Genomic DNA, 11,995 nt, shown 5'->3' on the forward strand with positions numbered 1-11,995 from the left:
GTACGCCCTGACATCGCCGACCGGACAACGGCGTTCGCTCAAGCCCGTATTTCCGCACGCCGCGCCCTACAGCGTGGCTGTCCTGCGCCACCGAGGTAGCACCCATGTCACTTGACTCCATCACCAGCGACGTCGACAAAGCCGTCAACGGCTTCTTCGAACCGATCTCCACCTGGCTCACCGAAGTCGTCTTCTACTCCGTGCCCGTCGCCGGGACCGAGCTGCCACTCATCGTGGTCTGGCTCGTCGTCGCCGGACTGATCTTCACGTTCTGGTTCGGCTTCGTCCAGCTCCGCAAGTTCAAGCTGGCCTTCGACGTGGTGCGCGGGAAGTACGACGACGCGGACTCGGCCGGCGAGGTCAACCACTTCCAGGCGCTCACCGCCGCCGTCTCCGGCACCGTCGGCCTCGGCAACATCGCCGGCGTCGCCGTCGCCGTCACCATCGGCGGACCCGGCGCGACGTTCTGGATGATCCTCTGCGGCCTGCTCGGCATGGCCACCAAGTTCGTCGAGGTCACCCTCGGTGTGAAGTACCGCGAGGTGCACGAGGACGGCACCGTCTCCGGCGGACCCATGCACTACCTGCCCAAGGGCCTGCGGGAGCGCTTCGGCAACGGCGGACACCGGCTCGGCAAGGTCCTCGCCGTGCTCGCCTCCGTGATGATCCTCTTCTTCGGTCTCTTCGGCGGCAACCTGCTCCAGGTCAACCAGAGCTACGCCCAGCTGGCCTCCGTCACCGGCGGCGACGACGGCTTCGTCGGCTCCTCCAGCGGCGCCCTCTTCTTCGGCCTGCTGATCGCCGCCCTCGTCGGCATCGTGCTCATCGGCGGCATCCGCTCCATCGCCTCCGTCACCAGCCGCCTGGTCCCCGCCATGGCGATCATGTACGTCCTCGCCTGCCTGACCGTCATCCTCGTCAACGTCACCGCCGTGCCCGCCGCCATCGGCACGATCGTCACCGAGGCGTTCAACCCCCAGGGCGTCGCGGGCGGCCTGATCGGCGCACTGATCGTCGGCTTCAAGCGGGCCGCGTTCTCCAACGAGGCCGGTCTCGGCTCCGCGCCGATCGCCCACTCCGCGGTGAAGACCAAGCACCCGGCGAGCGAGGGCCTGGTCGCCCTCCTGGAGCCGTTCATCGACACGGTCGTCATCTGCACCATGACCGCACTGACCATCGTCGTCGCCAACCCGGCGAGCTGGCTGAAGGCCCGCGAGACGAAGGAGGACATCGGCGGCGTCACCATCACCTCCGACGCCTTCGCCACCGTGATGCCCTGGTTCCCCATGCTGCTGACCGTCGCGGTCCTGCTGTTCGCCTTCTCCACCGTGCTCACCTGGGGCTACTACGGCCTCAAGGCATGGTCGTACCTCTTCGGCCGCAGCAAGACCAGCGAGATCACCTTCAAGGTCCTCTACAGCATCGGCGCGGCCTCCGGCGCGATGCTCTCCCTGTCGACCCTGTTCGACATGGCCGACGCGGTGCTCTTCATGCTCGCCGTTTTCAACATCATCGGGCTCTACCTGCTGGCCCCGGTCGTCAAGCGGGAGCTGGCCTCCTTCCTGGAGTACGCGAAGGGCCGCAAGGCCGACGCACTGCGGAAGACCGCCGAACCGGTCGAGTGACCCGGCCGCCGGAACACACCGGCCGTCCAGCATGCGGTCCCGTCCGTACCGTCCCTCGGTACGGGCGGGACCCTTTGCATATCCTGGCCCGCATGCTGACCCTTTCCCGCACCCTGTACGACCAGATCGTCGCCCACGCGCGCGCCGACCACCCCGACGAGGCGTGCGGCATGGTCGCGGGCCCCGAGGGCACCGGCCGCCCCGAGCGGTTCATCCCCATGCTGAACGCCGCCCGCTCGCCCACCTTCTACGAGTTCGACTCCGGCGACCTGCTGAAGCTCTACCGCGAGATGGACGACCGGGACGAGGAGCCGGTGATCGTCTACCACTCGCACACCGCGACCGAGGCGTACCCCTCCCGCACGGACGTCACCTACGCCAACGAACCCGGCGCGCACTACGTCCTGGTCTCCACCGCGGACACCGACGGCCTCGGCGACTTCCAGTTCCGCTCGTACCGGATCGTGGACGGAGTGATCACGGAGGAGGAGGTCCAGGTCGTGGGGTAGCGGCCGGGCGGCGCCGGACCGCGGGACCGGCACGGACACCGCTCCCGCGACCGGCGCGCCTGTCCCCGCCCGCCGCACCTGCACTCGCCGCGCCCGCACCCGCACCCGCACCCGCCGCACCCGCCGCACCTGCTGCGCCCGCCGCAGCCGCACCCGCCGACCGCGGACGGCCATGTGGTGGCCGCCCCCGCGGACGACCGCGCGAACGGCGCGTCGGACCGCACCGCCGCACCGGGCGGAGGCCGCGCCGGATCCCGCCGACGCGGCCGGTGCGGACGGCTTGCGCCCCGGGTGAGACACTGTGGCCGACTTGGGCGGCAGGACCCAGGAAGCCGGTGCGAATCCGGTGCGGTCCCGCCACTGTGACCAGACGCAAACGTCTGCCAGCCAGGAACTGACCTGCCGCCTCCCATCCGCACCAGGGGACGAGGAAATCCCCCAAGGAGGCCCCCGCATGCCCGTTCGCCGTACCCGCCGCGCGCTCGTCCTCGCCGCCGCAGCCGCCACCCTGCTCCCGCTCACCGCCTGCGCGGGCGGCACCCAGGACGCCACCAAGGCCGAGGACGACGCGAAGGCCGCCCCCGGCTTCCCGTACACCGTCGAGAACTGCGGCGTGAAGACCACCTTCACCAAGCCCCCCGCGCGCGCCCTGCCGATGAACCAGCACGCCACCGAGATCCTCCTGGAACTGGGCCTGGCCTCCTCCGTCACCGGCAGCGCCTACCTCGACGACAAGGTCCTGCCGAAGTACGAGAAGGACTACGCGAAGATCCCCGTCGTCGCCGAGGAGTACCCCTCCAAGGAGAAGCTCCTCGCGGCCAACCCCGACTTCGTGTACGGCGGCTACGCCTCCGCCTTCGACGCCAAGCAGGGCCGGAGCCGCGAGGACCTCAAGAAGTCCGGCATCGACTCCCGGCTGAACATCGAGTACTGCACCGACGGCTCCAGCGCCGTCGACGACATCTACCGCGAGGTCTCCGAGGTCGGCCGGACCTTCGGCGTCGGCACCCGCGCCGACAACTGGGTCGCCGCCGCGAAGAAGACCGTCGACGCCACCGCCGCCGCACTCAAGGGCGTCGAGCCGGTCAGCGTCTTCGCCTACGACAGCGGCGACAAGACCGCCTCCACCGCGGGCGGCAAGGGCATCGCCAACGAGATGATCACCCGGGCCGGCGGCACCAACGTCATGGCCGACCTCCCCAAGCCCTTCGCCGACGCCTCCTGGGAACAGGTCGTCACCCGCAAGCCCGACGTCATCATGATCATCGACTACGGGTCGACGACCGTGGAACAGAAGAAGAAGCGCCTCCTCGACGACCCCGCCCTCAAGGACGTCCCGGCGATCAAGAACAAGAAGTTCGCCGTCATGCCCCTGTCCGAACTCGTCGTCGGCGTCCGCGCACCCGCCGCCATCGAACGCCTCGCCCACCAGCTGCACCCCGAACTCGACAAGTAACCGGCCGTGAGCTGCAAGACCCCGCCCGCCCGCGGGCCGCTGCGCTACACCCTCGTCGTCACCGTCCTCGCCGCCGCACTCGCGGCGGCGATGGTCGCCGGACTCGCCCTCGGACAGGTCCGGATACCGGCGGCCCAGGTCCTCGACATCGTCACCGGCGGCGCCGAACCCAGCCCCTTCCGCACGATCGTGCTCGACGTGCGGATGCCACGCGTCCTGCTCGGAGCGGTCGTCGGAGCCGGACTCGCGGTCGTCGGCACGGTCCTCCAGGCCCTCGTGCGCAACCCGCTCGCCGACCCGTACCTGCTCGGCATCTCCTCCGGCGCGTCGGCGGGCGTCGTGCTCGTCATCGTCTTCGGCCTCGGCAGTTCCCTGGGACTCGCCACCACCGTCACGATGCCCGCCGGAGCCTTCGCCGGATCACTGCTCGCCCTCGTCCTCGTCTACACCCTGGCCCGCCGCGGCGGGCAGATGACCGGCACCCGCCTCGTCCTCGCCGGCGTCGCCGTCGCGTACATCCTCTCCGCCCTCACCAGCCTCGTCATGGTCACCTCCGCGAAGCGCGAGCACTTCCAGGAGGCCATGTACTGGACCCTCGGCGGCCTCGGCAGCGCCCGCTGGGACATGCTGCCGCTGCCCGCCGTCGTCCTCGCCGCCGGCACCGCGCTGCTCGTCGCCCTCGCCAGGCCGCTGGACCTGATGCTGGTGGGGGAGGAGGGAGCGACGGTCCTCGGACTCGACACCTCCCGCTTCCGGGCCTGGGTCTTCGTGCTCACCTCCCTCGTCACCGGCGTCCTCGTCGCGGTCTCCGGCGCCATCGGGTTCATCGGCCTGCTCGTCCCGCACGCCGCCCGCATGCTCGTCGGCGCCTCCCACCGCACCCTGCTGCCCGTCGTCGCGCTCGCCGGAGCCGCCTTCCTCGTCCTCGCCGACCTCGGCGCCCGCGTCATCGCCGAACCCCAGGACATCCCCGTCGGCATCCTCACCGCCCTCGTCGGCGGCCCGTTCTTCCTGTGGCTGCTGCGCCGCCGCCCCGAAGGAGCACCGGCATGACCGTCCTGCGCCCCGAAGGAGCACCGGTATGACCGTCCTGCGCACCGAAGGGCTGAGCTACGGAACGGACGGCCGCCACCTCGTCGACACCGTCGACATCGAGGCCCGCGCGGGCGAGACCGTCGGACTCGTCGGCCCCAACGGCAGCGGCAAGACCACCCTCCTGCGCTGCGTCTACGGCACCCTCGCCCCCACCCACGGCCGCGCCCTCCTCGACGGCGAGGACCTGCACGCCATGGGCGCCAAGAAGCGCGCCCGGCGACTGGCGACCGTTCCGCAGGACGGGCAGGCGGTCTTCGAACTGACCGTCCGGGAAGTCGTCGCGATGGGCCGCTCCCCGCACAAGAAGTTCTGGGAGGCCGACACCGCCGCCGACGCGGTCCTCGTCCGGGACGCCCTGGAGCGGGTCGGGATCGGCGGCCTCGCCGACCGCGCCTTCCCCTCCCTCTCCGGCGGCGAACGCCAACGCGCGCTCGTGGCACGGGCATTGGTGCAGCAACCCGCTCTCGTCGTCCTCGACGAGCCGACCAACCACCTCGACATCCGCTACCAGCTCGAAGTCCTCTCCCTGGTACGCGCCCTGGGCACCACCAACCTCCTCGCCCTGCACGACCTCAACCTCGCCGCGTACTACTGCGACCGCCTCTACGTCCTCGACAGCGGCCGGGTCGTCGCCTCCGGCACCCCCAAGGAAGTCCTCACCCCCGACCTCCTCCAGCAGGTCTACGGCGTGGACGCCGAAGTCGGCAGCCACCCGACGACCGGTGCGCCGACCGTCGTCTACCTCCCTCCGTCCGCATAACGGAAGCATCCTGCTCGGCATGTGAGATCACATGCCGGGAAACCGGCCGGGAATCTATACGATGACCGCATGGTTGCCCATGACGTGACAGCGAAGACGACGCCGAGCAGCACCGTGCTGCTTGTTGCGCGCCTGCACGTCGACCTGTGCAGGCTCGACAGCGCCATCTGTACGGCCTGAAGCACCGCACGTCCGCGAACACGCATGCCCCCGCGCGGGGGGACGAGCCGCCGCGCGCCCTTCACGCACGTACAACGCCCTCCCGACAGGAGCCCACGCCATGGCCATCGAGGTCCGCATCCCCACCATCCTCCGCACCCACACCGACGGCGCGAAGGCCGTCGAAGGCAACGGCGACACCCTCGCCGACCTCTTCGCCGACCTGGAGACCCGCCACGCCGGCATCCAGGAGCGCATCGTGGAGAAGGACAAGGGCCAGCTGCGCCGCTTCGTCAACGTCTACCTCAACGACGAGGACGTCCGCTTCCTCGACGGCATCTCCACCAAGCTCGCCGACGGCGACAGCGTGACGATCCTGCCCGCCGTCGCGGGCGGCTCCCGCTGACATGCGCTACGACTCCCCGCTCGCCGCCGTCGGCAACACCCCCCTCGTACGGCTGCCCCGCCTCTCGCCCTCCGACGACGTACGGATCTGGGCGAAGCTGGAGGACCGCAACCCGACCGGCTCCATCAAGGACCGCCCCGCGCTCCACATGGTCGAACAGGCCGAGAAGGACGGCCGGCTGACGCCCGGCTGCACCATCCTGGAGCCGACCAGCGGCAACACCGGCATCTCGCTGGCCATGGCCGCCCGGCTCAAGGGCTACCGCATCGTCTGCGTCATGCCCGAGAACACCTCCCAGGAACGCCGCGACCTGCTCACCATGTGGGGTGCGGAAATCATCCCGTCCCCCGCGGCGGGCGGCTCCAACACCGCCGTACGGGTCGCCAAGGAACTCGGCGCCAAGAACCCCGACTGGGTGATGCTCTACCAGTACGGCAACCCCGACAACGCCGGTGCCCACTACGCCACCACCGGCCCCGAGATCCTCACCGACCTCCCCGCGATCACCCACTTCGTCGCGGGCCTGGGCACCACCGGCACCCTCATGGGCGTCGGCCGCTACCTCCGCGAGCACAAACCCGACGTCAGGATCGTCGCCGCCGAACCGCGCTACGACGACCTCGTCTACGGGCTGCGCAACCTCGACGAGGGCTTCGTCCCCGAGCTGTACGACGCCTCCGTCCTCACCTCCCGCTTCTCCGTGGGCTCCGCCGACGCCGTCACCCGCACCCGCGAACTCCTCCAGCAGGAGGGCATCTTCGCGGGAGTCTCCACAGGAGCCGCCCTGCACGCGGCGATCGGCGTGGGCAAGAAGGCGCTCAAGGCGGGGGAGAGCGCCGACATCGTCTTCGTCGTCGCCGACGGCGGCTGGAAGTACCTCTCCACCGGCGTCTACACCGCCCCCACCACCGAGGCCGCCATCGAAACCCTCCAGGGGCAGCTCTGGGCATAGCCCCCAGCACCTACGCGCAGACGAGGGGCCCGCACACCGTCCTCCGGTGTGCGGGCCCCTCACCTGCGTACGGCAGCACTCAGCGCGACGACCGCTCCCGCGCCCCCGCCACCTCGACCGAGGGCGGCACGTCCGGCGACGCGTTCCACCTGCGGCGCAGCCGCTGCGGCATCCTCCCGTTCAGCCACTTCGCGGCCGGCTCCTCCACGTAGTGGAACAGCGCCCACGACATCGCGACCACGACCAGGCCCACGCCCAGCAGATCGAAGAGCACACTGTTGTCGTCCCCGGCCCGGCCCCACGCGTACGTCGCCAGCCGGGACACCGAGTGGTGCAGCAGGTAGAAGCCGTAGCTCCAGGCGCCCAGCAGGATCAGCGCCGGCTGGTTGAGGACGCCCCGGTGACCGTTGATCTCCCGCTGTACGAACGCCACGACGATCAGCATCGACAGCAGCGCCATCACCGGCCGCACCGAGTAGTCCAGCTGCGCCACCACCGCGTCGGGCAACGTCGCCCGCCCCTGGTAGTACCCGTACACGCACACCCCGAGCAGCAGCACCGGCACGCACGGGCGCATCGGCAGCCGCCAGCCGCGCCGCACCGCCAGCGCGACCGTCATGCCGAGCAGGAACTGCGGCAGGTAGACCAGCGGGTTGCGCATGATCCAGCCCTCGACGGGGCTGGAGAAGGTGGCCGCGGCCCACCAGTTCACCGCCCACATGCCGACCAGACCGGCCGCGGTCGCCAGCGCGAGCGTCCGGGTGCGGTAACGCACCGCGATGCGCGCGGCCAGCGGGAACAGGGCGTAGAAGAGCAGCTCGACGCTGAGCGTCCAGGTGACCTCGTTGCCCGGCAGCGTCGGCGTCACGCCCGGGAACCAGGTCTGCACGAGGAACAGCGAGGCGAGCAGGCTCGGCCAGTCGATGTGCTCGTGCGCGGCGATGTAGTAGGCGTACACACCGAGAACGGCGGCGACCAGCGAAGCCGGCCAGATCCGCGCCACGCGCCGCCAGTAGAACGCGAGCGGGTGCTCCTGCGGCTTGAAGACCCAGGTCAGCAGGAAACCGGAGAGCACGAAGAAGAAGGTGACTCCGTGCCCGCCGATCATCGAGTACGGGAAGATCGCGGGCGCGGTCCCGTAGCCGGTTCCCTTGCCGTGCCCGGAGAAGTGATGGGCGAAGACCGCGAAGGCGGCGAAGAATCTCAGACTGGTGAGTGAGTCGAGCCGGTTCGGCAGCGCCGTGGGGGACGCGGAGGACCGAAAGGGCGGGACGAGGCTAGGACGGGGAGCGGTGAGCGTCGCAGTCACAGGCTTCTCAGTACGTCGGGGACATGGGGGGAGGAGCGAAAATTGTGTGCAAGTCGTGCTCTGTCGTGACCGGAAGGGACCGGTTGTGCCCAAGGGCTGGAAGGGCCCTCTGGTCCGATGGCGCACCAGGCTAACGCCCCCTCAGCCCTTGTCGCGCACCCGCGTTGATCTACGCGGCCACCGGGGGACGCCACCGCTTCGGCATCCGGCTGTTCAGCCACCGCGCCGACGCGTCCCCACGTACCGGCACGGCACCCGGGAGAGTGCGCGGCCGAACACACCTCCGCGCCACACGTCGAACAGCACGCGGTGGCGGTCCCCGGCCCCGCACCCGTCGGCCCCTACCGGGCTACCGGGCCAGATGCCGCACCCTGTCCCACACCGTCGGATCCGCGACCCCCACCCGGCGGCGGAACTCCCCCACGGCCACGTCCCGCAACTCGTCCGTCTCCAGGAAGCTCGGCCGCCCCTCCGCGTCCCCCACCGAACCCGGCGGCAGCGCGATCACCCCCGGCCGGTCGTGAGGGTCCTTGCTCGTGATCTTCGCGACGAGCGCACTGTCCCCACGTACCGACAACACCAGACACGGCCGGTCCTTCGACCCGGGCCCGTCCTCGAACGGAACATCCGCCCACCAGATCTCCCCGGCCTGCGGCATCCCCCCGCGCGGCTTCCCCGGCTTCCCCGCCCTCCCGGGCTTCCGCCGCGGACCGGTCGGCCGCCCCGGCGGACGGGACCGGCCCCCGGGACGGGTCCGCCCGGCCCGGTTCCCGCGCCCCCACCCGTCGGTCAGTGCCGCCACCAGAGCCAGCACCACCACACCGAGCAGCGCCAACCACCACGAGGTATCCATGTGCCCGACGGTACCGGCGCCCCACCCCCACAGCACCACGACCCCACCCACCCACCACGGCCCCGTGGACGGCGGGGCCGTACGCCGTCGCCCCCTTGGGCGTCGCCCCCACCCCCAGCAGCCCCCTTGGGAGGTGCCCCCCGTAGCCCCTTTGGGCGGCGGGGCCGCCCCCGGGGGCGGAACGGGCGGGCAAGGGGGCGGCCCCCCACCGGAGGTGCCCCCCACCGGAGGTGCCCCCCACCGGAGGTGCCCCCCACCGGAGGTGCCCCCGCCGGAGGTGCACCCCCCACCGGAGGTGCCTCCCACCCCACGCCCCGCCACCCCCGTACGTACACCCCCGCCCCACCCACATCCCCTGCGGTCCTCCCAACCCCACTCCCCCCACTCCCAGTTCGCGCCCCACCGCACGCCCCCCGAACCGGTGACACCCCAGGTGAGTTCCCCCACAACCGCACACCACCGAGGAGCGGCGGGCCCTGCCGCGCCTTACGCTCGACCCATCCGCGCCCTCCCCACCCCGTGCCGCGCGCACGCCACCCCTCCCCGCACCCGCACTCGGAGGTCACCGCTCAATGAAGCTCACCGTCGTCGGCTGCTCGGGGTCGTTCCCGTCCGTGGAATCGGCCTGTTCGAGCTACCTCGTCGAGGCCGACGACTTCCGGCTGCTCCTCGACATGGGCAACGGCGCCCTCGGCGAGCTGCAGCGCCACACCGGTCTGTACGACCTGGACGCGATTTTCCTCAGCCACCTGCACGCCGACCACTGCATCGACATGACGGCCTACTTCGTCACCCGCTACTACCGCCACGATGGCGGCATGGCCCCCGCGATCCCCGTCTACGGGCCCGAGGGCACGGAGGAGCGCCTCACCGCGGCGCACGGCTCCACCCCCACCTCCGACTCGATGAGCAAGGTCTTCGACTTCCACACACTGAAGCCCGCCACCTTCGAGATCGGCCCCTTCTCCGTCACGACGGAGCGGATGCGCCACCCCGTCGAGACGTACGGCGTCCGCCTGGAGCACGAGGGCCGCACCCTCGCGTACTCCGCGGACACCGGCCCCTGCGAGGCCCTGCACACGCTCGCCGAGGACGCCGACCTCCTCCTGTGCGAGGCATCGTTCCTGCACGGTAAGGAGGAACTCCCCGACCTCCACCTGAACGGCCGCGAGGCGGGCGAGCACGCGGCCCGTGCGGGCGTCGGCCGCCTCGTCCTCACCCACATCCCGCCGTGGACCGACGCGCAGCGCAACGTGCGCGACGCCCGCGAGGTGTACGACGGGCCGGTGGATGTGGCCGCCCGGGGCGCGGTCTACCAGGTCTGACCCGTACGTCGACCGGATCCGTCCCGTACCCACGGCAGGACCCGCGCCCCGGAACACGGAAAGCTTTGGAACCCAAGGGTCCCGGAACGCGGGAAGGCCCCGGAACCCAAGGGTTCCGGGGCCTTCCCGCAGGCAAGGGCCAGTCGGCGAAGCCTACTTGGCCTCGGCCTTCTGCAGCTCGGCCAGCTCCTCGTCGGACTCGCGGCCCGGCGTGGGGAGGTTGAACTTGGTGATGGCGAACCGGAACACGACGTAGTAGACCGCCGCGAAGCAGAGGCCCACCAGGACCAGCATCCAGGGCTTGGTCGCGATGCCCAGGTTCAGCAGGAAGTCGATCGCACCGGCGGAGAAGCCGAAGCCGTCCTTCATGCCGAGGGCCCAGGTCAGGGCCATGGAGACACCGGTCAGCACCGCGTGGATCGCGTACAGCACCGGTGCGATGAACATGAAGGTGAACTCGATCGGCTCGGTCACACCCGTCACGAAGGCGGTCAGCGCCAGCGAGAACATCATGCCGCCGACGACCTTGCGACGCTCCGGGCGGGCGCAGTGGACGATCGCGAGGCAGGCCGCCGGGAGGGCGAACATCATGATCGGGAAGAAGCCGGTCATGAACTGGCCCGCGTTCGGGTCACCGGCCAGGAAGCGGGCGATGTCGCCGTGCTTGCCTTCGAACTCACCGGCCTGGAACCACGGGAAGGAGTTCAGCAGGTGGTGCATGCCGACCGGGATGAGCGCACGGTTGGCGACACCGAAGATGCCCGCGCCGACCGCGCCGGATCCGACCAGCCACTCGCCGAAGTTGTGCAGCAACGTGCCGAGGACCGGCCAGATGTAACCGAAGACGATGCCGATGAGCAGACCCGCGAAGGCGGAGAGGATCGGGACCAGGCGACGGCCGCCGAAGAAGCCGGCCCAGTCGGGCAGCTTGGTCCGGTAGAACTTCTGGTACAGCAGCGCGACGACGATGCCCATCACGACACCGCCGAGGACACCGGCGTTGACCGGGGCCTCGTTCATGACGATCTTGCCGTCGACGACCGCGGCGACCTTCGGGAGGTTGCTGTCGGTGAAGGTGGCGAGCACCTTCTGGAAGACCAGGTAGCCGGTAACGGCGGCGAGCGCCGTCGAGCCGTCCGACTTCTTCGCGAAGCCGATCGCGATGCCGACGGCGAAGAGGATCGCCATGTTGCCGATGATCGCGTCGCCGCCCGCGGCCATGAAGGACGCGATCTTGTTGACGAAGGCGCCGAAGGACTCGCGGCCGAGCATGTCGTCCTGGCCGAGGCGGATGAGCAGCGCGCCCGCCGGCAGCACGGCGACCGGCAGCATCAAGCTGCGGCCGATGCGCTGCATGACAGCCATCACGCCCGCGCCCTTCTTCTTCTTGTCGGCCGCGGGTGCGGCAGCGCTGGCCTGGGACATCTGATCCTCCATGGGGGCAAGTCGCCGCCAGGGGACATGGAAAAGAGGGGGACGGCGGCGTCTCCGGGGTGCACACGGCCGTACGATCGGGCCCGCGTGGTCTACACCACTCAGTGGTGTA

12 protein-coding genes and 1 riboswitch are annotated in these 11,995 nt (G+C 70.6%); of the genes, 9 read left to right on the forward strand and 3 right to left on the reverse strand.

The genetic code is table 11. The features are described 5' to 3' along the window. Positions 1-104: 104 nt before the first annotated feature. The 8 genes from ACQPZG_RS22025 to ACQPZG_RS22060 all read left to right on the forward strand — a co-directional run bounded on the left by ACQPZG_RS22025 (position 105) and on the right by ACQPZG_RS22060 (position 6,962). On the forward strand, positions 105-1,625 hold the full coding sequence (locus ACQPZG_RS22025) for an alanine/glycine:cation symporter family protein (RefSeq protein ID WP_433547451.1): 1,521 nt from the start codon (positions 105-107) through the stop codon (positions 1,623-1,625). A gap of 92 nt (positions 1,626-1,717) precedes the next feature. Continuing rightward, positions 1,718-2,134 carry a Mov34/MPN/PAD-1 family protein gene (locus ACQPZG_RS22030; protein ID WP_185031789.1) on the forward strand — a complete coding sequence of 139 codons (417 nt, stop codon included), beginning with the start codon at positions 1,718-1,720 and terminating at the stop codon, positions 2,132-2,134. Between the two features lie 302 nt (positions 2,135-2,436). Next, positions 2,437-2,551, forward strand: a riboswitch (cobalamin riboswitch). 37 nt (positions 2,552-2,588) lie between these two features. Next, positions 2,589-3,590, forward strand: coding sequence for an ABC transporter substrate-binding protein (locus ACQPZG_RS22035; RefSeq protein ID WP_433547452.1), 1,002 nt, complete (start codon positions 2,589-2,591; stop codon positions 3,588-3,590). 6 nt (positions 3,591-3,596) lie between these two features. Continuing rightward, positions 3,597-4,643, forward strand: coding sequence for a FecCD family ABC transporter permease (locus ACQPZG_RS22040; RefSeq protein ID WP_433547453.1), 1,047 nt, complete (start codon positions 3,597-3,599; stop codon positions 4,641-4,643). A 28-nt stretch (positions 4,644-4,671) separates the two neighbouring features. Further along, positions 4,672-5,445 (forward strand): ABC transporter ATP-binding protein, encoded by a 774-nt coding sequence (locus ACQPZG_RS22045; RefSeq protein WP_433547454.1) that lies wholly within the window; start codon positions 4,672-4,674, stop codon positions 5,443-5,445. Positions 5,446-5,514: 69 nt separating this feature from the next. After that, entirely contained in the window at positions 5,515-5,625 is a 111-nt protein-coding gene (locus ACQPZG_RS22050; RefSeq protein WP_311772298.1) for a putative leader peptide, read from the forward strand. Between the two features lie 100 nt (positions 5,626-5,725). Continuing rightward, a complete protein-coding gene (locus tag ACQPZG_RS22055; RefSeq protein WP_433547455.1) occupies positions 5,726-6,010 on the forward strand; it encodes a MoaD/ThiS family protein in 285 nt (94 codons plus the stop codon). A gap of 1 nt (position 6,011) precedes the next feature. After that, the gene (locus ACQPZG_RS22060) at positions 6,012-6,962 is read left to right on the forward strand and encodes a PLP-dependent cysteine synthase family protein (RefSeq protein WP_433547456.1); all 951 of its coding nucleotides are present in this window, start codon (positions 6,012-6,014) and stop codon (positions 6,960-6,962) included. A 79-nt stretch (positions 6,963-7,041) separates the two neighbouring features. Here the strand turns inward: ACQPZG_RS22060 and ACQPZG_RS22065 are convergent, their stop codons facing one another. Continuing rightward, positions 7,042-8,271 carry an acyltransferase family protein gene (locus ACQPZG_RS22065; protein ID WP_433547457.1) on the reverse strand — a complete coding sequence of 410 codons (1,230 nt, stop codon included), beginning with the start codon at positions 8,269-8,271 and terminating at the stop codon, positions 7,042-7,044. Positions 8,272-8,620: 349 nt separating this feature from the next. Beyond that, positions 8,621-9,124 (reverse strand): type II toxin-antitoxin system PemK/MazF family toxin, encoded by a 504-nt coding sequence (locus ACQPZG_RS22070; protein ID WP_433547458.1) that lies wholly within the window; start codon positions 9,122-9,124, stop codon positions 8,621-8,623. Positions 9,125-9,696: 572 nt separating this feature from the next. Here ACQPZG_RS22070 and ACQPZG_RS22075 point away from each other — a divergent pair. Beyond that, on the forward strand, positions 9,697-10,449 hold the full coding sequence (locus tag ACQPZG_RS22075; protein WP_433547459.1) for an MBL fold metallo-hydrolase: 753 nt from the start codon (positions 9,697-9,699) through the stop codon (positions 10,447-10,449). A 153-nt stretch (positions 10,450-10,602) separates the two neighbouring features. Here ACQPZG_RS22075 and ACQPZG_RS22080 read toward each other — a convergent pair whose 3' ends face one another. Next, complete coding sequence (locus tag ACQPZG_RS22080) at positions 10,603-11,874, reverse strand: PTS transporter subunit EIIC (RefSeq protein WP_433547460.1); 1,272 nt, start codon at positions 11,872-11,874, stop codon at positions 10,603-10,605. Positions 11,875-11,995: the final 121 nt, after the last annotated feature.

Source organism: Streptomyces sp. CA-294286, from assembly GCF_050947155.1.
Taxonomy (GTDB): Bacteria; Actinomycetota; Actinomycetes; order Streptomycetales; family Streptomycetaceae; genus Streptomyces.

What these genes read in the sequence shown, in the direction of transcription:
- ACQPZG_RS22025 (WP_433547451.1), top strand. Translation starts at nt 105, where the DNA reads ATGTCACTTGACTCCATCACCAGCGACGTCGACAAAGCCGTCAACGGC.
- ACQPZG_RS22030 (WP_185031789.1), top strand. Translation starts at nt 1,718, where the DNA reads ATGCTGACCCTTTCCCGCACCCTGTACGACCAGATCGTCGCCCACGCG.
- ACQPZG_RS22035 (WP_433547452.1), top strand. Translation starts at nt 2,589, where the DNA reads ATGCCCGTTCGCCGTACCCGCCGCGCGCTCGTCCTCGCCGCCGCAGCC.
- ACQPZG_RS22045 (WP_433547454.1), top strand. Translation starts at nt 4,672, where the DNA reads ATGACCGTCCTGCGCACCGAAGGGCTGAGCTACGGAACGGACGGCCGC.
- ACQPZG_RS22050 (WP_311772298.1), top strand. Translation starts at nt 5,515, where the DNA reads ATGGTTGCCCATGACGTGACAGCGAAGACGACGCCGAGCAGCACCGTG.
- ACQPZG_RS22055 (WP_433547455.1), top strand. Translation starts at nt 5,726, where the DNA reads ATGGCCATCGAGGTCCGCATCCCCACCATCCTCCGCACCCACACCGAC.
- ACQPZG_RS22060 (WP_433547456.1), top strand. Translation starts at nt 6,012, where the DNA reads ATGCGCTACGACTCCCCGCTCGCCGCCGTCGGCAACACCCCCCTCGTA.
- ACQPZG_RS22070 (WP_433547458.1), bottom strand. Translation starts at nt 9,124, where the DNA reads ATGGATACCTCGTGGTGGTTGGCGCTGCTCGGTGTGGTGGTGCTGGCT.
- ACQPZG_RS22075 (WP_433547459.1), top strand. Translation starts at nt 9,697, where the DNA reads ATGAAGCTCACCGTCGTCGGCTGCTCGGGGTCGTTCCCGTCCGTGGAA.
- ACQPZG_RS22080 (WP_433547460.1), bottom strand. Translation starts at nt 11,874, where the DNA reads ATGTCCCAGGCCAGCGCTGCCGCACCCGCGGCCGACAAGAAGAAGAAG.